The sequence below is a fragment of the Longimicrobium sp. genome (genome assembly GCA_036389795.1).
Lineage (GTDB): Bacteria > Gemmatimonadota > Gemmatimonadetes > Longimicrobiales > Longimicrobiaceae > Longimicrobium.
This window is the reverse complement of the sequence record DASVWD010000215.1, coordinates 16,003-38,691: the sequence shown is the minus strand read 5'-3', so window position 1 is coordinate 38,691 and position 22,689 is coordinate 16,003. Positions and strand designations below refer to the sequence as shown.

Annotated in this window: 20 protein-coding genes; 11 read left to right on the top strand and 9 right to left on the bottom strand. The window is 72.1% G+C overall.

Annotated features, from left to right (window positions below; genetic code table 11):
• Window positions 1–37 precede the first annotated feature (37 nt).
• The 6 genes from VF746_25380 to VF746_25355 all read right to left on the bottom strand — a co-directional run bounded on the left by VF746_25380 (window position 38) and on the right by VF746_25355 (window position 4,456).
• Window positions 38–517: a hypothetical protein gene (locus VF746_25380; GenBank protein ID HEX8695773.1), complete on the bottom strand. Its 480-nt coding sequence runs from the start codon at window positions 515–517 to the stop codon at window positions 38–40.
• 64 nt (window positions 518–581) lie between these two features.
• The gene (locus VF746_25375; GenBank protein ID HEX8695772.1) at window positions 582–998 is read right to left on the bottom strand and encodes a hypothetical protein; all 417 of its coding nucleotides are present in this window, start codon (window positions 996–998) and stop codon (window positions 582–584) included.
• Window positions 999–1,034: 36 nt separating this feature from the next.
• Window positions 1,035–2,264, bottom strand: a complete 1,230-nt coding sequence (locus tag VF746_25370; protein ID HEX8695771.1) for a hypothetical protein — start codon at window positions 2,262–2,264, stop codon at window positions 1,035–1,037.
• Window positions 2,265–2,325: 61 nt separating this feature from the next.
• On the bottom strand, window positions 2,326–2,772 hold the full coding sequence (locus tag VF746_25365; protein ID HEX8695770.1) for a hypothetical protein: 447 nt from the start codon (window positions 2,770–2,772) through the stop codon (window positions 2,326–2,328).
• Between the two features lie 65 nt (window positions 2,773–2,837).
• Window positions 2,838–3,503, bottom strand: coding sequence for a hypothetical protein (locus VF746_25360; protein ID HEX8695769.1), 666 nt, complete (start codon window positions 3,501–3,503; stop codon window positions 2,838–2,840).
• Window positions 3,504–3,589: 86 nt separating this feature from the next.
• The gene (locus VF746_25355) at window positions 3,590–4,456 is read right to left on the bottom strand and encodes a hypothetical protein (GenBank protein ID HEX8695768.1); all 867 of its coding nucleotides are present in this window, start codon (window positions 4,454–4,456) and stop codon (window positions 3,590–3,592) included.
• Window positions 4,457–4,627: 171 nt separating this feature from the next.
• On the opposite strand from VF746_25355, the gene VF746_25350 reads away from it, so the two are divergent.
• The gene (locus tag VF746_25350; protein ID HEX8695767.1) at window positions 4,628–6,139 is read left to right on the top strand and encodes a lamin tail domain-containing protein; all 1,512 of its coding nucleotides are present in this window, start codon (window positions 4,628–4,630) and stop codon (window positions 6,137–6,139) included.
• Between the two features lie 22 nt (window positions 6,140–6,161).
• Here VF746_25350 and VF746_25345 read toward each other — a convergent pair whose 3' ends face one another.
• From VF746_25345 to VF746_25335, 3 genes are all read right to left on the bottom strand, one after another.
• Window positions 6,162–6,635: a hypothetical protein gene (locus tag VF746_25345; protein HEX8695766.1), complete on the bottom strand. Its 474-nt coding sequence runs from the start codon at window positions 6,633–6,635 to the stop codon at window positions 6,162–6,164.
• Window positions 6,636–6,746: 111 nt separating this feature from the next.
• Window positions 6,747–7,370 carry a DNA repair protein RadC gene (gene radC, locus VF746_25340; GenBank protein HEX8695765.1) on the bottom strand — a complete coding sequence of 208 codons (624 nt, stop codon included), beginning with the start codon at window positions 7,368–7,370 and terminating at the stop codon, window positions 6,747–6,749.
• Window positions 7,371–7,375: 5 nt separating this feature from the next.
• Window positions 7,376–7,537: a hypothetical protein gene (locus VF746_25335; GenBank protein ID HEX8695764.1), complete on the bottom strand. Its 162-nt coding sequence runs from the start codon at window positions 7,535–7,537 to the stop codon at window positions 7,376–7,378.
• Window positions 7,538–9,765: 2,228 nt separating this feature from the next.
• On the opposite strand from VF746_25335, the gene VF746_25330 reads away from it, so the two are divergent.
• The 10 genes from VF746_25330 (at window position 9,766) to VF746_25285 (ending at window position 22,655) form a co-directional block, all read left to right on the top strand.
• Entirely contained in the window at window positions 9,766–10,638 is an 873-nt protein-coding gene (locus VF746_25330; GenBank protein ID HEX8695763.1) for a hypothetical protein, read from the top strand.
• 306 nt (window positions 10,639–10,944) lie between these two features.
• The gene (locus tag VF746_25325) at window positions 10,945–12,429 is read left to right on the top strand and encodes a radical SAM protein (GenBank protein ID HEX8695762.1); all 1,485 of its coding nucleotides are present in this window, start codon (window positions 10,945–10,947) and stop codon (window positions 12,427–12,429) included.
• Window positions 12,430–12,509: 80 nt separating this feature from the next.
• Window positions 12,510–13,748, top strand: coding sequence for a hypothetical protein (locus VF746_25320; protein HEX8695761.1), 1,239 nt, complete (start codon window positions 12,510–12,512; stop codon window positions 13,746–13,748).
• 101 nt (window positions 13,749–13,849) lie between these two features.
• Window positions 13,850–14,065, top strand: a complete 216-nt coding sequence (locus tag VF746_25315; protein ID HEX8695760.1) for a hypothetical protein — start codon at window positions 13,850–13,852, stop codon at window positions 14,063–14,065.
• 225 nt (window positions 14,066–14,290) lie between these two features.
• On the top strand, window positions 14,291–15,616 hold the full coding sequence (locus VF746_25310; protein HEX8695759.1) for a hypothetical protein: 1,326 nt from the start codon (window positions 14,291–14,293) through the stop codon (window positions 15,614–15,616).
• A gap of 110 nt (window positions 15,617–15,726) precedes the next feature.
• Window positions 15,727–18,138 (top strand): ABC transporter permease, encoded by a 2,412-nt coding sequence (locus VF746_25305; protein HEX8695758.1) that lies wholly within the window; start codon window positions 15,727–15,729, stop codon window positions 18,136–18,138.
• A 146-nt stretch (window positions 18,139–18,284) separates the two neighbouring features.
• The gene (locus VF746_25300) at window positions 18,285–18,560 is read left to right on the top strand and encodes an acyl carrier protein (GenBank protein HEX8695757.1); all 276 of its coding nucleotides are present in this window, start codon (window positions 18,285–18,287) and stop codon (window positions 18,558–18,560) included.
• Window positions 18,557–19,687, top strand: a complete 1,131-nt coding sequence (locus VF746_25295) for an acyl-CoA dehydrogenase family protein (protein HEX8695756.1) — start codon at window positions 18,557–18,559, stop codon at window positions 19,685–19,687. The genes VF746_25300 and VF746_25295 overlap by 4 nt, the downstream gene beginning before the upstream one ends.
• On the top strand, window positions 19,684–20,916 hold the full coding sequence (locus tag VF746_25290; protein ID HEX8695755.1) for an acyl-CoA dehydrogenase family protein: 1,233 nt from the start codon (window positions 19,684–19,686) through the stop codon (window positions 20,914–20,916). The genes VF746_25295 and VF746_25290 overlap by 4 nt, the downstream gene beginning before the upstream one ends.
• Window positions 20,913–22,655, top strand: a complete 1,743-nt coding sequence (locus VF746_25285; protein ID HEX8695754.1) for an AMP-binding protein — start codon at window positions 20,913–20,915, stop codon at window positions 22,653–22,655. Before VF746_25290 ends, VF746_25285 begins: the two co-directional genes overlap by 4 nt.
• Window positions 22,656–22,689: the final 34 nt, after the last annotated feature.

Genomic DNA, 22,689 nt, shown 5'->3' with positions numbered 1-22,689 from the left:
CTTCCGCGGGGGGTGAGCGGGACGGCGGGAGCGCGCGCTAGTCGATCACCTCCAGCTCCAGCACGTCCCGCTCGTCGTCGTCCCCCGACCCGGGCCAGACGACCAGGCTGGAGAGGCCGGGGGAGGCCGGGAGCGGGCCCTCGATCGCGCCCACCGGCGCCTCGGAGGCGATGAGCGCGGTGATGCCGCGGCGGGCCAGCCGGCGCGCGGCCGCGACCCCGCGGGCGCTGGTGACCTGGAAGATCAGGTGGGCCGGGTACGAGAAGGTGAAGACCCGGGCGTCCTCGGGCGCCGCGGACGTCGGGCGGTCGCCGGTGAAGACGAGCCAGGTGCGCGCGAGCCGGGCGCCGGAGCTCCCGTCGGGGAGCGCGCCGGAGTGGTCGACGGCGTCCGCCTCCATCAGGTCGGCCGCCCGCCGGAGCGCCTCGGGTTCCTCGCGCGCCAGGGTGAAGAGCAGGTCCGCGTAGGCGCCGCGGAGGGCGTCCTCGGGGAGGGTCGAGTCCGGGTGCGTGATCATGACGGGGACGTGTCAGGGAAAGGGACGAGCGTCGCCCCCCGCTCCCGGGGGGAACGGCGGCGGGTCAGGCGGCGGAGTCCAGGTCGTGGCCGGCGAGCCGCGACAGCGCGTAGTCGGCCTCGCTCATCTCCAGGCCGCAGGTCTCGCAGGTGCCCCGCCGCTCGAAGAGCGCGGCGACGCTGCCCCCGCGGAGCGGCCCGGCGTGGCCGTGGGTGGTGCAGGTGCGCAGCCCCGCGAGCGTCTCGATCCGTCGGCGCGCCTCCACGGCGCTGCGCGCGGTGCCCACCGGGGCGCCGGCCCGCAGGATCGTGAACCCGTGGCCGAGCGCGGCCGGCTCGGCCACGAAGTCGCGGAAGAGCATCCGGCCCGCGCCGTCCACGTCCGGGTCGATGAAGACGAGCTCCCCCACCTCGTGCGGCGGGTCGAGGACGCGCCCCGGACCCGGGCCGGGCGTGGGGCGAGGCCGTGCGAGGTCTCTCATCGGAGTGGCTGGTGGAAAGGTGGATCAGTGCGGGCGCTACGCGAGGAGGCAAGCCAGGTCGGCGGCCGATTCGGCGACGGCGACCCCCGGCCGCTCCTCGTCCGCGTCCCGCTCGACGAGCTCGTACCACTGGGGGTGTCCGCGCGCGTCCAGCGGTGCGCGGGCGACGGCCTCCAGGTAGGCGATGAGCTTGGCGCTGTGGATCCAGGGCCGCCCCGTGGTCCACGAGTCGAAGGCCACCGGCCCCCGGATCATCAGGAACTCGCCCGGGCCTTCGCACTGCTGGATCATGCAGATGTCGGCGCCCACCAGGACGAAGGCGGTGCCGAGCGACCAGTTGTTGCGGTCCACGACGCTGGCCACCTGCTCGGCCGTGCGGCAGAGCGCGAACGACCGCACCGTGAACGGCGGGTCGTGGGCCTCGCAGATCCAGGGGTTCTCGCGGCCGATCCGCAGCCACCGGTCGATGTGCGGCACGAAGCCGCGCCAGGCGGCGCGGTACGCCGCGCTCTGCCGGTTCGCGTGGATCGCGTCGGCGAGCTCCCGGACCCCGGCGTACTCGCCGGCGTGGCGGAGGTGGAAGCGGTAGCCCGAGCCCAGGAAGCCACCCTGGAGCTCCCAGACCGTCCCGGTCTCCTGCGACCACCGCGGCTCGCAGAACAGCGTCTCGTCGCGCGGGTCGAGCGTGTCCGCCGCCAGGCGGCGGAGCGTCTCGGCGACGGTGCCTTCCAGCTCCTCGATCATCGGTCGTCCTCGCGGTGCGGGTGGGTGGACGGATCGCGGGGCAAGGCGCTCGCCCAGGCCGCCGCCCGTCACGAGGTCCGCGCGGTACAGATGGTCGATCGAAGCTGCGGAGCGGACCAGGCACGCCGACCCGTCGGAGAAGGCGTAGCCGACGCCCGAGCCGTGGAGCCCGAAGTCGCGGAAGCCGAGGCGCTCCCCGCCGTGCTCCGCCAGCAGCGCCATCTCCCGCGTGCGCTGCACGGGTCCGTCCGCGGCGGCGGCGAGGAGCGCGGCCACGAACCGTCGCGAGGCGCCGGCCTCGTCCTCGGCCCTGGCGGCAGTCCACCGCTTCAGCGCCTCCAGGCCGGCCTCGTCGAAATCGAACTCGCCGATCCGCACCACGCGCGACCAGTTCGCGCGGCAGACTTCCAGCGCGACGATCTCCGCGGGCGTGAGGCACGTCTTCCCGATCCAGACCGTGATGCCCGCCTCATCGCGGTGGAGCTCGATCTCCACCCCGCAGATCTCCGTGGTCTCCGGCAAAGGGTCACTCCTCGTTGCAGTGGGTGGTCGCGTGCGCGTGGCCCGCGCGGGGGAGGAGAGCTCAGCCGAGCCGCTCGACCGCCGGGTGCCGGAGGTCCCCGAGCACGGACGCGCCGAAGTTGTAGAGGGCGACGGCGACCGGCGGGTACTCCACGCCCCCGCCCTCGTCCGGCCCGGCGGGGTGGCGGAGCGCGTGGCGGTACGCCCGCCAGGCGCGGGCGAGCTGGACCCGCAGGTCCAGGGCGATGCGGCGGGTCTCCTGCGCGCGGCCAGGGTCGCGGGCGTCGAAGTCGAAGCGGATCCCACGGCGCTGCACCACCACGCGGGACGCGGGGTCGCCCAGCGCAAGGGCCGCGCGGTCCGGACCCAGGCGCGGGCGCCCGGCGGCGTCGGTGCGGAACAGGTCCTCGTCGGCCTCGCGGCAGTCGAAGAAGGGGACGGTGCGCGGGACCCGGACCCCCAGGAAGGTGCCGCGGACCGGCGCCGGGGGCGTGACGGGATCGGGCATGGCGGCTCCAGCGCGGGAAGGGAAAACAAGCGGGACAGCCCTCCGCTTTTCTGCCGCGGGGCTGCTCAATCTCCCCGGCGTTCCGCTTCCTCCAGCGTCATGTCGGGCCGGAGCACGCCACAGAGGAGCGGGCCGTGGGCGTCGGCCAGCCAGTCGGCGCCGGCCAGCCACGCGAGGAGCCGCTTGCAGTGCGCGTCACTCCGCGCTCGCGCCGCGGGACCGAAGCCCGCCTCCAGCGCGCGGGTGAGGTAAGGACGTGCGTGGGTGTCGTCGGCGAGCTCGGCGCGGGCGAATGCGCCTCCCGGGAAGGCGGCCACAGGGTGGTCGCCGTCGAGCGCGCGCACGGTGTCGGTGCCGGGGTCGTAGCGGAGCGGTGAGACCACCCGGTCCCCGGCCGATGCGGGCGCGTCCGGCGCGAACACCCCCGCGGCCACGAACGGCGCGGGGGCGACCGGGAAGCCGACGAGCCGCTGGGCGAAGGCGGCGGCCTCGGCGCACGCGGCTTCCCGGGAAGGGAAGCTCGCGCGCTCTGGGACGGCGGCGCTGACCTCGGCGACCCACTCGCCTCCGGGGCCGGGGAAGACGCCGATGCGGCCGAGGCCGACGTGGGCGACGAGCCCGGGGCCGGTACCCTCCCGCTGGAGCACGAGGAGCCCGCCGGTCGTCAAGAACCCGGGGCGGCCCCGGTTGGGGAGGACGGTGACCGTGCGGGGGACGGCGGAAGGGTGCATGCGCGGCAGCCCGGCGGAAGGACGGATGCGAGGGGTCGCACCGGGCTTTTCTCCGGCGGGGCTGACCGTGGCCGGCGCCCGCGCCTTCAGAACAGCGATTCCTGCGACACGGAAGGGGACGCCTCGGCTGCGGTGCCCGGCCGGGGGCGGCGGTCGCGGCGCGCGGGGGAGGCCGCCGGCCCGGCGAGGGAGCCCAGCGGGAGCGGTTCGGGCGGGGGGAGGGCCGGGAGCGAGCCGTCCGGGCGCCGGATCCCGCCGACGGCGCGGACGAGGTCGAGCAGGCGCTTCCCGGAGAGCTCGACCTCGGTTGCGCCCGCGAAGACCACGACCGCCGCCGTGCCGGTGGTCTGGTATCCGGTGCGGTGCGCCCCGGCGGACATGCTCCAGCAACGGAGCGCGGTCTCACGGACCACGGCCGCGGCGAGCGTGTCGTCGTCCATCGCCATCTCCGAGCGCAGCTTCCAGCGCCGGTCGGAGCCGTGGATGGAGTTGAGCGCGAGCCAGAGCTGGTGCGTGGTCCAGTCGTGACCCGCCGCGGCGGGCCAGTGCACGGGCGGGTCCGCGTCGTCGCCGACGGGGACCTGCATGTAGCGCAGCCCTTCGGGGCGCAGGAGCGGCCGTCCCTCCAGCACCTCGGCCCGGGCCAGCGCCCACGCCTCGGGCCGGTCCTCCCGGTGCATGCGGCGGTAGGCCCACAGCCACCCGCGGTGACCGGGGTCCGGATACGGGGCGGGCTCACCCTGCAGGGAGAGCGCGGCCTCGGCGCCGGCCAGGAAGCGGGCGCGTACCTCGCCGCGCGTCATGCCGGCGAAGCGGTGGTCGTAGCGGATCTCGGACGCGGCGCTGCGGACTTCCGCGGCCACGTCGGGGTGCCAGCCGGCCGGGATCGCCGCGGGGATGGGTGCCGCGGACGGAGCGCCGGCGCGGCGGAGCTTCTTCTTCTGGGCGGGCAAATGGGTGGGGTAGGCAGGTCGGCGCGCGGTGACGACGGACGCCCCGCTGTCTTCTCCGGCGGGTCTGCATCCGGCAGCGGGGGATCTTCACGACCGTTGACCGGGAGGGCTGGGCGGACGCATCATTTCCGGAGGTTTTTTGTTCGCAGCCCGGCCGAAGGAGCAGCAGCCATGCTACGTCTCCGCCTCTCCCCCGCGCTCGCTCTCGCCACGCTCCTCTTCGCCGCCGCGTGCAGCGACCGCGGGCGTATCCCCACCGCGCCCGTGCCGGGTACGCCACCGGAGCCACGCTTCGTCGTCTCCGCGCTCGCGGGGAAGGTGGTGATCAACGAGGTGATGGCCGACCCGAGCGCGGTGACGGACGCCAACGGCGAGTGGCTCGAGGTCCACAACCGGGCGGACACCACCATCAACCTCCAGGGGTGGACGATCGCCTCGAACAGCGACGCCGCCCACACCATCGCCTCCTCCGTCCCCATCCCGTCGCGCGGCTACGCCGTGCTGGCCAAGAACGGCACCTCCGGCACGAACGGCGGGGTCACCGTCAGCTACGCCTACGGAGCGCTGAACCTCGCCAACTCGTCGGACTGGATCGCGCTGCGCGACGCCGCGGGCGCGAGCGTGGACTCGGTCACCTGGAGCAGCGCGCTCCCCGCCGGGGCGAGCAAGGGGGTGACGGATCCCGACACCGACAACCTGACGGTCACCGGGAGCAACTGGCACACGTCGGCCGCGACCTACGGCGGCGGCGACGAAGGCACGCCGGGGGCGCAGAACGACGGCCGCAGGAGCGCCCTCACGGTGCGGGTCCTGGCGGTCGGGCAGGGGGACGCCCTCTACATCACCAACGGGCTCTCGAAGGTGATCATCGACGGCGGGCCCTCCACGACCGCCATCTCGAGCTTCATCAGCGAGTTCGGGCTGGACCACGGGCGGATCGACCTGATGATCCTCACCCACGGACACCTGGACCACCTCGCCGGCCTGCGCGAGTTCCTGAAGGCGACGCACGACATCGACGTCCCCGTCTTCCTGGAGACCAAGAACACGAACTCGGGGACGACGATCACCGAGCTGCGCGACAGCCTCAACGCGCGCGTCGGCCGCGGGGAGCTCGACTACCGCGACGCGGACGACCCCTGCGGGACGGGCGCCGCGGTCTGCACCTTCCTGCTGGACGGCGGCGCGCGGCTGCACGTGCTCAAGCCGAAGACGAGCGACAGCAACGAGAACAACCGCTCGGTGGTCGCAAAGCTCGTCGGCCCCGACTCCGCGTCATTCACCATGTGGATGGCGGGGGACGCGGAGCACGAGGCGATCGACTGGTTCGACAACACGGCGTCGTACGATACCAGTCCGGGGATGAACGTCGATGTGCTGAAGGCCGACCACCACGGCAGCTGCAACGGGGTCACCAGCCGGCTGCTCGACCTGGCGACGCCCGCGTACGTCACGATGGGCGTCGGCAGCAGCAACGGGTACGGCCACGTCCACACGCAGACGAAGACGCTGCTCAGCGGCCGCAGCATCCCGTGGTACCGCACCGACACCAACGGGAGGATCACCATCACCACCCCGGGCACGGTGGGCGGCGGCTACACGGTGTCGGTGGCGAGCGGCACGGCGAGCATGGACGGCGCCTCGGACGCGACCTCGGCGGATACCGACTGCAACAGCCTGTGAGGCGGCCCGCGCGCCGGGCGCGCTACGCCGCGGCGCGCCGGCGGGCGGCGGGCGGGAGGTCGAAGAGCGCGAGCTGGGCGGAGACATCGTCGAACTCGGTCTTCACCCGGGCGTAGGCGGCGCCCTCCCGCTCCAGCCGCGCGAGGTGGTCACGCATGCTGGAGATCATGCCGCGCAGCTTCCGCGCGGCGCGCCGGAGCGCGTCCGGCCACTCGCGCATCACCGCCTCCAGGAAGGGCCCGATCCGCTCGTCGGTCAGGTTGTGGTGGGTCTCGAAGAACTCGGCCCCGTGGACGTGGGTCTCCTCCGTCGAGTCGTCGTGGCAGTACTCGTGGGAGGAGGAGGTGGCCGAGGCGGTACCACTGCTCCAGCGAGGTGAGCCCCCGGAGCCGGCGGCGCTCGAGGGCGATGTACGTCCTGCCGTCCGTCCAGCCGTCGTAGACGTCCGACTCCCCGACCTGCAGAACCCGCCTGGCTCGAGGGCGTGCGGCGGCATCGGCTCCGTGGGCGTGGGGGGAAAACGAAAGAGGGGGCCGTGGGCGGCTCCCCCTGCTCAGGATGCGGTGGGTCGTGCTGGGGCCGCGCGGCCGGACGTCCGGCCCGGCGGCTACGCGAAGGCGCCGAGCGGCGCGTCCGGCAGGGTGCCGGACTCGACGAAGGAGTGGTAGCGGCCCTCGCCGATGATCACGTGGTCCAGCAGCGCTATCCCGATGGTGCGGCCCGCGTGCGCGACCTGGAGCGTGATGGCGCGATCCTCGGGGGAGGGGTGAGGCTCGCCGCTGGGGTGGTTGTGGACCAGGATCACCCCCGCGGCGGCCTCCTGGATGGCCGGGCGGAAGATCTCGCGCGGGTGCGCGAGGGTAGCGTCGACGGTGCCGCGCGACACCAGCACGTCGCGGATCAGCTGGTTCTGGGTGTCGAGCAGCAGCGCGTGCAGCTCCTCCTGCGGGAGGTCCCGTAGCGCGAGCCGCATCAGTTCGTAGACGTCGCGGGCGCTCGCGAGCCGCTCGCGGTCGAGGACGTACTCGCTTGCCGCCCGTCGGCCGAGCTCGAACGCGGCCGCTACCCGGGCGGCCGACGCGTGGCCGATGCCGGCGGCGCGCGCGAGCTCCGCGAGCGGCGCGGCGGCGATGGCGCGCAGGCGCATGTGGCCGTCCGCGCCGGCGAAACGCGCGAGCAGCGCCGCCGCGGCGCGCTCAGCCTTCTCCCGGCCCCGGCCGGGATCGAGCAGGAGCGTCAGCAGCTCGCGGACGCCAGCTCGCCCGCTCCCAGTTCGTGCAGGCGGCGTGCGGGCGCGTCGGGGCCCAGCGCATGAAAGCGACGCCGGAGCCGGCGCCCGTGCATGGAGGGGGGAAGGGCGAGCTCGTCCGCCTGGACGCCCGCGCTCGGGAAGATCATCACGGCCCCGGACCAGAGGTGGGATGCCGCGATGGATTCACGCGGCGCTCCCACCTTTTTTTCTGTTCCCGGGTTCCTCCCACCTCCCGGGCCTGGCGGGGGCTCTTCTCCCCGAGCCTGGTCACCGTGCTCTGAAACGAGCGGTCCTGACCGGCGGGCGTTGGTTGAGCTCGGGCCTGTCGTCGGGCAACGTTCGTCCCACACCCGGGTCGTCCTTCACCAACTCAGCGCTGACACCCAACCCCGGTCCCGCCGCCGCAGTGAGACGTGCGCGGCATGCGGGACCGATGCCTTTCCTGCATCCACTACCGTGACGTACCGAATGCTCAGAATTGTCACCGCATCCGCAGCGCTGCCGGCAGGCCGCGAGACGGAGGTAACCGACGAGGCTCTCTGGCTGCGCTGGACCGGGCACCCTGCGTCCGCGCCCCGCACCCGCCGCTTCATGCTCCTGGGAGGCTGATAAATAGACTTTATAGGTGCGCTCTTACGCGGCCTCTCGGACGATCCACCGCTGCACCTCCGGGTGCTGGGGCCACTCGACGTGTGTTCGGCCGTCGAGCTCGCGGCCGCTGGCCTTCGGTGTGCGACCCCCCATCTGCTTGAACAGGAACGCGCCGCCGCGCCGCTCGCCGCCCGCCGGCCCAGCTCGAAGGCCGCGGCCATCCGCGCGGCCGATGCGTAGCCGATGCCGGCGGCGCGCGCGAGCGGCGCGGCGGCGACGGCGCGCAGCCGCATGCGTCCGTCCGCGCCGGCACAGCGCGAGAGCAGCGCCGCCGCGGCGCGCTCGGCCCTCGCCCGGCCCCGTCCAGGGTCGAGGAGGAGCGTCAGCAACTCGCCGAAGAAAGAGCCCCTGCGTGCGAGGTGCCGCAGGGGCTTTGCCTTTCCATCGAGCCGGAGAGAGAAGGAACCTCGACGGCACCGCCCCTCTTGCGCCCAAGCGTTCCCTATGTTCACTTTCTGAGCCCGACACGTGCTGCCACCCTCCGAATCATCCACACACGCCCAGAATGCGAATCGGCTATCAGGGTGCTGGGGAAGCGTACCCCGACCACGTAGTCTATCCCTCCGTGCGTCGCGTACGCAAAGTGAGGTCGGAGCCTGAGTCCGGCGCTGCACCTGCCGGGCGGAAGCCCGCGCGGATAGACGAGCAAGCTCCTCCCGCGGAAATCGACTGGGAGCCTGTACGGGCCGCGCTCAGGCGTGAACGCGACCGGACTTCACTGCGCGCGCTCGCGCGTGAGCTGAGCGCGCTGTCCGCCGAAGCGGACCCCAGATCCGAGAAGCGGTCGTTTGCTCCTACCGGCCTGAGCAACTTTCTCGATGGCACGTCGACTGGCTCTGGTACCTGAGGCGCGTCGGACACGAGCCTGCCGACCAGGTACGCGAAGTGGCCCTCGATGCACTTCTGACCGCCACCGGCGTTCCAGAGGAGTTGCGGGGCCGCTTGAGGCGGGCGGTCACAGAACTGCTGGCGTCGCCACTGCCAGAGGGCGGGAATCGACGCCGCGGGGCCGATCCTCTCGGGAGATCGGGACCACCTTAATTACTTCTTCCCGTGCGGGAACATAAGGCCAGAAGAGAGAGCCTAGCGCACCTCTTGACACCAATTATGTAGAAACATATTATTATCGACCCTTTGGGAGCAAATCAGAGATTCATCGTCGCTACTCCGCCCAGCATTTGATGGGATTGTAGCGAGTACCCTCCTCTTTATAGCCATTTTCTCTCCGCACGTCAGGCATGGTAGTCCAGGCGGCGGCAAGAATCCCGAGGAAGCCGCCAGTCATCAGTGCATCATCCTCTCACAGGGCAGTGGATACGGATGCACGGAGGATTTCGCTCCGGCGAATACGTGACCGTAGCTGTCCCCACACACGCTTCTCTCGCAAAAGCGCTGGACCTTACCCTCAGACGGAACATACCGCTCCGATCTGAAGGGCACCTCGTGCCCGGCCGTCTCAGCCGCTCACCGGAACCGTAGCGGCATCCGAAAGATCACCTCGTCTTGCAGGCTCGGGCCTGTTTAGCGATTGATTTCCGCTCCCAGGGTCGGCCTAGTCGAGACAGGAGATCGCGACGAGGGCTTGGGGCTGTCGGTTGCGCCGCACGGGTTGACAGCAGCCGCTCCACCGGTGCGGGACCTTTCCTTTGGGACTGTGCCCGCCTCACCCGCACTGTAGGCCGCAGGGATCACCTCGTAAACACGGAATGGATGGACTCGACTCATGATCCTCGTCTTCGAGAAAGACTCTCCGCGCCTCGAACGATATCTCGCGGCGGGCCCGCTCCCCGAGCGCTGCCTCGTGCACGACTGGCGCGAGTTCGAGCGGCGAGCGCCGCAGGCACTCTGCTCGGTGGTGCGCATCGAGTGGCTCCACGAGGGTGAGGACGTGGCGCAGCTGCGCCGCTTCCGTAGGCGATTCCCCTGTCACCCCATTGTGCTGGCCACCCGCGGGTGCATGGAGAACGCGCGCCATCTGTGCTCGCTGATGGTGGAGGAGGTGGTGTGGTTGGCCAACGCGGACACTGCACTTGCCGACGCGGTGCAGCGCGCCAGTGCGTGCAGTTCGCTGCACGCATTGGGGGAACTGTTGGGCGAGGCGCAGCACCTTCCCCGCTCGCTGCGTACGGCCCTGATGCACGCCTGCTTGGCGCATCGCCCGGTCTATTCCGTGGCCGAGTTGGCGGCGAGCGTGCACTGCGACCGCACCACGTTGTGCCTGCAGTGGCGCAAGACGGCGGGTCCGGGCCCCAGCCTGCGGCTGGTGGATTTCCTCGGGCTGGTGCTGCTGCTGCACGCGAGCCGCCGCAGGTTGGCTGGGCGCCGCACCGCCGAGGTAGCGGTCGAACTGGGTGTCCACGAGCATACGCTCCGTCGTTTGACCAAGCGACTCGTGCACAGGGCTGGTTACACCCCGGCGGAGGAGGGGAGACTGATTACGGCGCGACTGCACGTGTTCGCCCGCACCCACCTCCTGCGGACGGACTGCGAGTCGTCAGTCGCGCACGGGGTGGAGCAGACAAGCACTGACACGGAGCTCGCCGACGCGCGTGGCAGGGTGTACGAAGAAGAGCTGGGGATCGTCGCCAGAGCGTGAGCGGGCCGGTTCGAGCCCCATCCAACGCGTTCAACTCTGAACCGCGCGGTCGTCAGCGGCCTGAGCCATCCATCGGGGTGCGACCGAGGAGGCCTGTATTCCCCCATGGGCCGCTTCTCGTTCCCCGTTCCATGAAGTCGCCAACCTTAGCTGACGCACGAATCAGGACACGATTCGACGAATTGCTCTAGTCATGCGTCGAAATGCGGTGGGGTAGAGGGCCACGCCATCGGATATTGTGAGCCGCTGCAGCTCTAAAGCCTTTGCAGTTACCGCATCCCCCTCCCCGCCGTTGAGGCAAAGCTCATGATCGGCACTCCCGACATCATGCGGCAGTCGCCGCTGGACGCGTCGCCCTGCAAGCCCAAGCAGTTGGTCCAGATCCCGCCGTTGCCGACCGGGAGGCGCCAGTTCGTTCCCTCGCGCTACAACACCCGCACCACTTCGCCCGACGGCCGCCTGGTGATGTGGAATACCTTCTCGGGGAAGATCACTGTATTCGAGCCGGAACAGGTCGAGACGGTGGAACGGCTCCTGGTCCAGCAGGGGATCACGGCGAAGCTGGAGGGCATGGTGGAGTACCTGCACAAGCGCGGCTACCTCGTGAGCAGGGGCACCAACGAGCGCCAGCGCCTGCAGTTCGCTTTCGGGAAACAGCAGTACCGTACCGACATCCTGTCGCTGATTCTGATGACCAGCGAGGACTGCAACTTCCGCTGCGTGTACTGCTACGAGGACTTCGCCCGCGGCACCATGACGCCGGAGACACGCGAGGCCGTCAAGGCGCTGGTGCGGAAGCGCGCTCCGCGGCTGAAGGAACTCTCCGTCAGCTATTTCGGCGGCGAGCCGCTGTACGGAATGGAGGCGGTGGAGGACCTGGCTCCCTTCCTCCAGGAGACGGCGCGTGAGAACGGGCTGGGTTTCGGGTGCCACATGACCACCAACGGGTACCTGCTGACCCCTGAGACCGCCGGCAAGCTGCTGGGGTGGGGGATCCGCGACTTCCAGATCACCCTGGACGGGCCCGCGCAGTACCACAACAAGAAGCGGGTGGGCCGCGACGGGAGCGGCACCTTCGACACCATCTTCGCCAACCTGCAGGCGCTCAAGGCCCGCCCGGATCAGTTCCGCGTGACGCTGCGCGTGAACTACGACCGGGAAAACGCCCCCGCACTCCCCGAGTTCGTGCGGATGATCGGGGAGGAGTTCGGCGGCGACCCGCGCTACCACCTGTCTTTCCACGCGGTGGGGAAGTGGGGCGGCGACAATGATCAGAACCTCTCCACCTGCGGGCTCGACGAGGAGAAGAAGGTCCGCGGCGAGATGAACCGCACGGCCATCGAGCAGGGCTTCGAGACGCGCGGGATCGGGTCGATGTCGCGCCCGGGCAACGGCGTCTGCTATGCCGCCCGCCCCTACAACTTCCTGATCGGCGCCACAGGGAAGGTGATGAAGTGCACGGTGGCGCTCGACAAGAAGGACTACAACGTGGTGGGCCAGCTCACGCCGGACGGCGAGCTGAACCTGGACCTGGACAAGATGAGCCTATGGACGGAGCCGGCGTTCGAGAACGACAGCGGCTGCGCCAAGTGCTACATGGTGCCGGTCTGCCAGGGAATGCACTGTCCGATGGAGCGCATCGAGAGCGGCAACCGCCCCTGCCCGCCCATCAAGCGCGCGCTGCACACGGCGCTCCTGGAGACGTACGAAGCCGGAAAGCAGCGCATTCACCCCACCCGGGTGCTCAAGGACGGCACTCGGGTGGACCCCAACATCCCCGCCGCCGTCTAGCGCGCGGTGCGGCCGACTGGAAGATGGCGGTGACCGCCGTGACTGCCGCTCCCCCCCAGGGTCGCGCGGAGGGGCAGGACATGCTCCGACGGCGGGTGGCCCGCTACCTGGGCGAGCTGTGCGGCGAGCCCGACGAGGTGCACACCGCCATCCAGCGGCTGAATGGTGAGGGGCTGGTCCCCTTCGGCTATCAGGCGTGCCTGCTGAACCTTACGTCGCTCTTCGGCGAGAGGTGGCCGGCGGAGCAGGTGCGCAGCGTGGCGGCGCAGTGCGCGCGCAACCGGCTATGGCGCGGGTGGCAGCACAACATGCGCTACCACGACGCCGCGCTGCGCCGCATCGGCGCGGGGAACGGTGATGCGGGCCCGGGAGGAAATGGTCCGGTGCTGAGAGGGTGGGACGAGGCGCCGCTGGAGGCGCTGCGTGCGGACGGGCGCGGGGTGCTGGTGTGCGGCTTCCACTTCGGCTCGTACCGCTTCGTCCCCACCGACCTCTGTCACCTGGGTCTCCCGCTCACCTTCGCGGTGGACACCCGCACCGTGGAGGAGAACCGCCGCGGCGGGAACGGGGCGTCCGGTCTGCACGGGCTGAAGGTGGCGCGGATCGACGACCCCGCCGGGCTGGTCACCCTGGTGCGCGCTCTGCGCGGCGGGGGCGCGGCCTACCTGAACGTGGACGGCAACCGCGGCTGGGGAGGAGGCGAGGCGGTGCTCTCGCATTGCGCGGTGCGCTTCCTAGGGATGGAACTGCGGGTGATGACCGGTGCAGCGCGCCTGGCCGCCGCCAACGGCGCGGCGATCCTCCCCGTGGCCGCACTCCCCGACGGGCCGCACCCGGGGCGGGTGGCGTGCGGCGTCCCGATCCTCCCCCCGCCCCCTGGCGAAGACGCGGCCGAGCACGTCCACCGCACCATGCAGGCGCTGTACGACTTCTTCGCGGAGCACGTGGCGGGGGACCCGGCCGAGTGGCAGGACGTCCGCTTCCTGCACCGCTGGCGGCTGGCCGGGGTGGCGCCGCCCGTGGAAGGTCCGCCGGACCCGGTGGCCGTGGAGCGCCGGCTCGGCTCGGGTGCCGCCTTCCGCCTGGACGTGGGCCGCTGCGTGCGGCTTGACGGCCGGGCAGGGGCGGCGCTGGTGGACGCGCGGACGCTGCGTGCCTTCCCGCTCCCTCCGGAGGCGGCGGAGCTCCTCCGCCCCCTCGAGACGGAGCGGGGGCTCGACCGGGCCGCCGTCGAAGACCTTCCGGCCGGGGAGCGCGGCCCCACGCTCGACGTGCTGGCGCGACTGCAGGCCCACGGGCTCCTCCGTGAGAGCGACTGAAGCAGGGCCTTCAATGCAACAGGACGAAGTTCGTCCTTGCACCCTTTGCAGTCCCGGTCTCGGCAATCCACCATCCCACCCATCAACCTCGGAGTGACACAATGGACCAGAAGCTGACTGCGGAGTTCTCGATCCTGGAACTCGAGGACCGCCTCGAGTTCGCCGAGCTCTGCGACGACAACTGCGGCTGCACCACCGGCGGGACCAACACCACCTGCAGCCCCTCCGGCCCCACGACCAACGCCTATTGCACCAGCGGCGGCGGCGGCGGCGGCAGCCTCGAACCCAGCGCCGGCCTCAGCGCGACCCAGATCTAAGACCGATGCCTGGGAGCCGACACGCTACGCTCCCGGTGCGACTCCGTGGCCGATGCGTGGCACCGCCGAGACCGGACGCCGCGCATCCGCCCCGGACCGCGAACCCGCCCGGTGGGCGCCCCCGCAGGCGCTCTCCTCTCGCTGCGTGAGGGTTCTTCCGTGGAAGCCGCTCACCCGGCACCACGGCATCTCGACGGAAGGATGCCGGACATTCAGGGAAGGACGATGAGCTCGACTCTCCTCCGCTTCAACACCGCGATCCAGACCTGCCCGTTCGATGGCGCGGGCGTGGAGCCGCAGACGCTGTGCGAGGTGCCGCGCGTGGATGGCTCCGCGGCGCGCTTCGTGGTCCCCACCCGGCTGGCGGCGTTGCTGCGCGAGTTCGATGGCACGCGCGCGACCGACGAGGTGGCGCGAGCCGCTGAGGCGCGCGGCGGCCTCTCTGCGGCGGACGTCCACAAGCTGGTGGACGGCTTTCTGGTCCCCCGCGGCATCCTGGCGCCGGTGGGCGCGGAGGCGGCGCCGCTCCCCGCAAAGAAGGCAGATCGGCTGTCGTATCTGACGCTCCGGATGCGGCTCCTCCCGCCGTCGGTGGTCACCCCGCTGGCCCGTTTGGTTGGGTGGACGTTCTCGCGTCCGGCGTTCGCCGCCGGCCTGGTGCTGATCGCCGCCGCGCACCTCCTCTTTTGGCTGAAGCTGGCGCCGGAGCACGGGCTGGGGTTCCAGCAGGTGCGGGGGCCGCGCTTCGGGGCCATCCTGGGGTTGATGGTGGCCAGCACCTTCCTGCACGAGCTGGGGCACGCGGCGGCGGCGGCGTGGCTCGGGTGCCGCCGGCTGGAGATCGGGTGGGGGATGTACTACTACATGACCGTCCTCTACACCGACCTCTCCGAGGCCTGGCGGCTGCCCCGGAAGCAGCGCGCGCTGATCGACGTGGGGGGCATCTACTTCCAGGCACTCTTCGCCGCGGCGCTCCTGGGCGTCTTCGCGTCCACGGGGTCGGCGGTGCCGCTGTACGTGTTCCTGGCCACCGACCTGGCCATCGCCAGTTCGCTGAACCCGTTCTTCAAGATGGACGGGTACTGGCTGATGTCGGACGTGCTGGGCATTCCCAACCTGCACGCGCGCACCGCGGGGCTCCCCCGCTGGGTCTTCCTCCGCCTCTTCGGGCGCGGGCGGGTGCGGCCGGAGCCGCTCCCCCTCTCGCGCGGGGCGCTCGCCGTGCTGCTCGCGTACTCGGGGGTGGGGCTCGCCTTTTTCGTCTTCACCTTCCACTTCGTCTTCCAGCGGCTGCTGATGGCGGTGGCGGTCACCTATCCGGCGGCGCTGCGCGGGGTGTGGACGGCGCTGGGACCCTTCCACTTGGTGGCTCTGGGCTCAGCGCTACTGTCGGTGTCGTGGCGAACGCTGGTGCTGATCGGTACCGTCAAGTTCACCTATCACTTCGTCGTTCGCCTGGGATCCATGCTCCTCGGTCTGGCCCGCGCCGCGCGCGCCGTCTGGCGCGAGGTGCGGCCGCGCCAGGCGCAGGCCTCACAACGGGCAGGATAGGTCCTGAGGTCCGGGCGAGTCCCGGCGGCGGGACACTTCGGATTGGGGACGAACGAGGCCAGTATTTACCGGGATTCCCGCATCACGCTCGCATGTAGCAGTAGCCGCCAATGGAATTCCTGACCCACGACCTGCGTTTCGCGGTCCGCGCGCTCTTCCGCACCCGCGGCTTCCTGCTGCTGGCGGTGGGCGCAATCGCCTTAGGCGTGGGGGCGAACACCACGATCTTCAGCGTGCTGAACCCGCTGGTGCTGAAGCCGCTCCCCTTCCCGGAACCGGACCGGCTGCTGTACCTGGACGAGCAGACACCGGAGCGGGGGACGGTGGACTGGATGTCGACCTCGTACCCGGATTTCGCCGACTGGCGGGCGCAGAGCCGCTCGTTCTCCGCGATGGCCGCCTTCCGCGACGCCGCCTTCGACCTCTCCGGCGGCGGCGAGGCCGAGCGTGCGTCCGGGGCGGTGGTGAGCGAGGATCTCTTCCGGGTACTCGGCGTCACCCCCCTCCTGGGCCGCGGCTTCGCCGTCGGCGAGGGAGCGCCGAGCGCTCCGGCGGTGGTGGTGCTGGGCCACGCGCTGTGGACGCGCTGGTACGGGGGCGATCGCGCAGCGGTGGGGAAGACGCTGAGGATCGACGGCACCGAGCACACGATCGTGGGCGTGATGCCGGTGGGCTTTCGCTTCCCCGAGTATGCCGAGCTCTGGGTGCCGCTCCGGGCCGACTCCGCGCACCGCCGCCGCGGCGAGCGCACCCTGGCCGCAGTCGGCCGGCTGGCGCCCGGGGCGGAGCTGGAGGGCGCGGCGGGCGAGATCGCCATCATCAACTGGCGCCTGGCCGAGGCACACCCGGAGAGCAACGACGGGGTTACCGTCGCGGTAAGGCCGCTGCACGAGGCGCTACGCGGCGAGACCGGCCACGCCGCGCTCCTCTTCCAGGGGCTTACCCTGGTGGTAATGGCGATCGCCTGGGCCAACGTGGCCAATCTCCTCCTGGCCCGCTCGGTGGAACGCCGCAAGGAGATGGCGGTGCGCAGCGCGCTCGGAGCTTCCCGCGGGCGAATTGTTCGGCAGCTCGTGGCCGAGGGGGCGGTGCTGGCCGGACTGGGCGGTGCCGCCGGGGTGCTCATGGGGCTCGCCGGACGCAGCCTTCTTGTGGCGGCCATTCCCATCCAGCTCCCCTTCTGGGTGGACTTCTCCCTCGACTGGCGAGTGTTGGTTTTCGCGGCGGGGCTCTCTCTGGCCGGCGTCGTCTTCTTCGCTTTGGCGCCCGCGCTGCAGTTGCGGCGGGTGGAGCTACAGGAGGTGCTGAAAGCCGGCGGGCGCGGCACCACCGACGCGCACGCCGGCCGGATGCAGGGTACGCTGGTGGTGGTCGAGACGGCGCTGGTGCTGGTGCTGCTGGTGGGCGCCGGGATGCTGGCGAAGAGCCTGGTGGCACTGCGGGCCGTGGACCCCGGCTTCCGCGCGGAGGGGGTGGCCACCGCGCGCCTGGCGCTCTCGCTGCGGCGCTATCCGGCGTCGGCGCAGCAGCAGGCGCTGTGGGACGAGCTGATCGCCCGCGTCTCGGCGCTCCCCGGGGTGGAGGGTGCCGCTGCGGTGGGCGTCCTCCCGCTGGGCGGTGGGGGCCGGGGGAGCGAGGTCGCCGTCGAGGGCCGCGTCGCGGCCGCGGGCGAGGAGGCTCCGTTCGCCCTCTCCAATCCGGTGAGCCGCGGCTATTTCCGGGTGATGCGCATCCCGCTGCGCGCCGGTCGTGCCTTCGACGGGAGCGAGCGCGCCGACGCGGTGCCGGTGGTGGTGGTCAACGAGACGATGGCACGGCTCTGGTGGCCAGGGGAGAGCGCCGTGGGGAAGCGGGTGCGGCTGGGCCGCGCCGCCGGCCCCTGGCGCGAGGTGGTGGGGGTGGTGGGCGACGTGAAGGACACGCGGGTGGCCCTCCCCCCCTGGCCCACCGTGTACGTCCCGCTCGCGCAGGCGGCGCTTCCGTTTGGGCGACTGGTGGTTCGCACCCGTGCCGGGAATCCCGCCGACGTGATCCCGGGCGTGCGCGGGGAGCTCCGTCGCATCGATCCGGAGCTCCCGGTGGATCAGGCCGGGACGCTCCACGAGGTGGCGCGCCGCTCGATGTGGCTCCCGCGTCTGTACGCTTGGCTGGCCGGTGTCTTCGCGGTCATCGCGTTGGGACTCTCCTCGCTGGGGATCTACGGCATCCTCTCGTACACGGTGCGGCAGCGCACGCAGGAGATCGGCATCCGCGCGGCGCTGGGCGCCTCGCCGCGCGCGGTGACGGCGCTGTTCGTCGCGCGCGGGGCGCGGCTGGCCGGGATGGCGGTGGTGCTGGGGCTCCCCGCGTCGTGGGTGCTCACCCGGCTGCTGCGCTCGCTCCTGTACGGAGTGGGTGGCTCGGACCTGGTGGTGTTCGCCGCGGGCCCGGTGGTGATGTTCGCCGTGGCGCTGACCGCCGCATTCATCCCCGCCCGTGCGGCCACCCGCGTGGAGCCCTCCGTCGCACTTCGCCATGACTGAACCAGCGAGCGGCGGGTGATCCGTCGCCCACCGGACCTACGCCCGTTCCGTCAAGGTCGTGGTGAAGAAACGTCGATCTCAGGCGACGCCACGGCACCGCGACCTGATCCGCATCCACTTCCAACGACCGACAGAAGGCGCAGACGATGAGCGACGACCACAGGGAAGCGATCCGCGAGGCCATCGCCGCCGAGCTGAGGGTGGAGGTGGAGGTGCTGCACGACGGCGCCACGGTCTCTTCCGTGGGACTGGACTCGCTGGCGCTGGCGCAGTCGGTGGTGGCGGTGGAGCAGGCGCTGCACGGCGAGGTGGATACCGAGGCGCTCTCCACCCGCCTGGCGCCCGAAATGACCATGGCCGCGCTGATCGCGGCCATCGGCGACTCGCTGGTGCCCGCGCCCACGGGGAGCCCGGCCGCGTGATCATCCCCACCTGCCCCGCCCGGTCGGCCGCCGCCACGTTCGTGCGCGACCACGTGGCGCTCCGCGTGGAGGCGTGGGAGCGGGAGCGCGCCGCGCCGTTTGCGGAGGTGCGGGCGCTGGGGCGCGCAGGGCTCCTTCCGGCGGCGGAGGACGCCGCCGGCCGGCTGGAACTGGCGGACGCGCTGGGCCGCGCCGGCTCCCTGGGGACCGCGGCCACGCTGCTGCATGCAGTCGGCGCGCCGCTCCTCCTGCTGGATCGCCATGCAGGGCCCGCCGTGCAGGCGCGTGTCCTGACGCCGATGCTCGCGGGGGAGGCGGTCGGCTGCGTCGCGTGGGCGCGTGAAGGCGACGGGGTGCGGGCGCAGCGCCTGGGGGAATCGGGCGGGCTGCGGCTGGACGGCGTCCTGGGCGCAGTGCTGAACGCGCCCGGCGCGGACTGGGTCATCGTTCCCCTGGAACTGGTCCCCGGCGCCGGGACGGGGGCGCTGGCCGTGGTCTCGCTGGCGGACCCCGGCGTCTCCATCGTGCCGCGTGGCGCGGTGGGGCTGCACGCCGCCGCCCTGGGGGAGGTGCGGCTGGACGGGTGTCTCGTCGATCCCGCCCAGCGAGTCTTCGCCGCTGGAGCGCCGGGGATCGCCGGGGCGCTTGCGGAGGAGCGGCTTCTGCTCGCGACGGCGGTCGTCGCCGCGGCGGAGGAGGTGCTGCGGCGCACGCTGGCCTTCGCGGGGACGCGCGCCTTCGGCCCCGGACGGGTGCTGGGCGATCAGCAGGCCGTCCGCCACCGCCTGGCGGACCTGATGGCCGACCTGGAGATCGCCGCCGCCTTTGCGGGTGAGGCAGCCGATGCGTGCCTCCGCGACGCCCTCGCTCCCCCGCGCGCGGCGGCGCTGATGCTGGTCACGGTGGACGCCGCGCTGCGGGTCGCCGAGGGATGCATGCAGCTGATGGGCGCCCGCGGCTTCATGGCCGACCACCCGGCCTCGCACCTGTACCGCGACCTGCTGAGCGTGGGGCTGCTCGCCGCCGGCGACCCAGGCGCCCTGGAGCGCGCCGCCGCCGAGGACCTGCGCGCTGTGTCCGCGCCCCCGGCGCACCACTTCGAATCTGCCTTCGGCGTGCCCGCATGACCGACCTCCTCTCCCTTCCAGCCGCCGAGTCGGCGGACGCCGCGCGCGACCCGGCCGGGCTCCGGAGCGCCCCGGGCACGGACGCGCCGTACGCATGGAGTGAGGGTCACCGCGCCTTCCGCGTCCGGGTCGGACGACTGGTGCGCGAGGCCGTCCTCCCGCACCTGGACGGGTGGGAGCGCGAGGGGCGCCTCCCCCGCGAGCTCTTTCGCGCCGCCGGAGGCGCCGGAATCCTGGGGGTGACGGTTCCGCCCGAGATGGGCGGCGCCGGGCTGGACTATTCCTACGCCGTGGCCTTGGCCGAGGAGCTCATGCGTCACCGTGCCACGAGCGCGGCGGTGAGCCTGATGGTGCAGTCCAACACCCTCTGCCCACTCCTGGCCCTGTTCGGCTCGGCTGAGGTGCGGCGCGAGTGGCTGGCGCCGCTGGCTGCGGGCGAGGCGATCGGCGCGCTGGGCGCGACCGAGCCGGCCGGCGGCTCTGCGCTCCCCCACACCGTCTCGTGCACGGCCGTCCGCGAGGGTACCGAGTGGGTGGTCACGGGCGAGAAGATGTTCATCACCAACGCCCCCATCGCCGACGTGGTCCTCGTCCTGGCGCGCACCTCGCCCGGCGCGGGTCCGCTCACCATGTCGCTGATCGCGGTCCCCACCGACGCACCGGGATTCGAGACGGTGGCCTGGCACTGCAAGCTGGGGCTGGAGGCGTCGCCCACCGGGCACGTGCGGCTCGACCGCTGCCGCGTCCCCGCGCGCCTCACGGTGGGCCGCGCCGGGCACGGCTATCCGCAGATGGCCCACGTCCTCTGCCATGAGCGGCTGCTGATCGCCGTCGGCTCGCTCGCGCTCGCCGGCTCGGTGCTGGAGGAGACGGCGGCGACGTCCGCCCCGGCGGCCGCGGCCCCGCTGGCACGGATGCACGCCTGGCTGCAGGGCGCGCGCGCCTTCGCCTACCGCGCCGCGGGCGAGGTGGGCGCCGGGCGCACCGACGCGGCCGCGGCCTCGATGGCCAAGTTCGCCCTCTGCGAGCTGGCGCAGCGCGTGGTGGACGACTGCGTCCGCCTGCGCGGTCCCGCGGCGGCGTGGGAAGACGCGGGGCTGGAGCGTGTGATCCGCGAGGTGCGCGTCCTCAGCGTGTTCGCGGGGACCTCGGAGACCATGCGCGAGCTGTACGGGAGCCGGCTCGCGGCGCTGATGCGGCGGGCTGCCCTCGAGGGAGGGGAAGGATGACGTTCGACCTGGAGCGCGGCGTTCCGGAGGCGGTCCGCGAACATGCCCGCAACCCCGATCACCTGGCGCTCGTCACCCCCGGCGCCGCCGAGGAGCGCCATACCTACGCGTCGCTCTGGGCTCGGAGCGCGACGGTGGCCGCCGCCCTGCGCGCGCGCGGCGTGGAGCGTGGCGCCCGCGTGGCGCTGGCGATGTCGTCGCGGTGGGAGACGGTGGTCACCCTGATCGCCGTCCAGCGCCTGGGCGCGACCCTCGTCCCTGTGCAGGACGTGGCCGCCCCTGTTCCGGGTGATGCGAAGAGCGATGCCGTGCGCGCCGCCCTCCGCGCCGGACGCGCCCGCTGGTGCCTGGTGGCCGAACCCAGCCTCGCCGCGTTCGCCTCCGCGCTTTCGGCAGCGGAGATCCCCGTGCGCGTGCTCGCGGTCGAGCCGCTGCTCGCCGCCGGGTCGCCGGTCGATGGCTTCGTGGACGCCGAGCGCCGCGCGGACGACCTCCTCCTCATCCAGTTCTCTTCCGGGAGCACGGCGCAGCCCAAGGGCGTGTGCCTCACGCGCGGGAACGTGAACGCGCATCTGGCTGCCGTCACCGAGCGGCTGGGCGGCGGCGCGCACGACGTGACGGTGAGCTGGCTTCCGCTCTACCACGATATGGGACTGGTCGGCGCGCTCCTGGGCTCGCTCTGGTCGGGGGGCATGCTGGTGCTGCTGCGCCCCGCGGACTTCGTCCGCAACCCGCTGTGCTGGCTGGAGACGGTCGCGCGCTACCGCGGCACCATCACCATGGGGCCCCAGTTCGGCTACTCGCTCTGCCTGGCGCGCAGCCAGCGCCCTGCGGCGTGGGAGCGGCTGCGCCAGCACGACCTGTCGTCGCTGCGGCTGGCGCTGAACGGGAGCGAGACGGTTCACGCCGAGAGCTCGCGCCACTTTGAGGAGCGTTTCGCTGCGCTCGGCCTGCGCCCGGGCGTCCTCCAGCCCGCCTACGGCCTGGCTGAGAACTGCGTCGCAGTCACCCTCCGCACGCCGGGGACTGAAGTGCCGGTCCGCCGCTTGAGCCGGAGCGCCCTGGCGCGCGGCGAGGTGCGCGTCCTGGGCAACGGGGAGGGCGACGCGGTCGACGCGCAGGCGACGGTGGGAAACGGCCGCTCCGTGCGAGGGACGAGGATCTCAATCCGCGACGACGACGGGCGAGACCTCCCTGCGGGGCGCGTGGGACAGATCCACATCGCCGGCATCAGCGCCACCACCGCCTTCTGCGGAGCGGACGGCGAGATGCGCCCCGTGGCGGTCGAAGGCTGGGTGCCCACGGGCGACGTGGGCGTGGTGCTGGATGGGGAACTGCACGTGATCGGCCGCATCAAGGAGATTCTCAAGTACGGCGGCCGCACCTTCGTCCCCTCCGACATTGAGGCGGCGCTCGCAGCACGGCTGCGCGACGACCTGGGCGGGGTGGCCGCTTTCGGCGTGTACGATGCCACGGCCGGGGGCGAGCAGCTGGTGGTGGTCGCCGAGCCACCCCGGGCGCTCAAGGACGGCGGACACCAGGCGCTTCCCGAGCGCATCCGCCTCTGCGTGCTGCAGGAGTTCCAGCTCCCCGTGCGCGATGTGGTGCTGGTGCTCCCGCGCTCCATCCCCCGCACCTCCAGCGGGAAGATCCAGCGCGTGCGGCTGCGGAGCCTCTACATGGACGGCGCGTTGGCGATTCCTGAACGGCTGCTTCACGTGGAGACGCGGAGTGCATGAAGGGTCGAGGCTCGTCTCCCGACCCGGTGGGCCG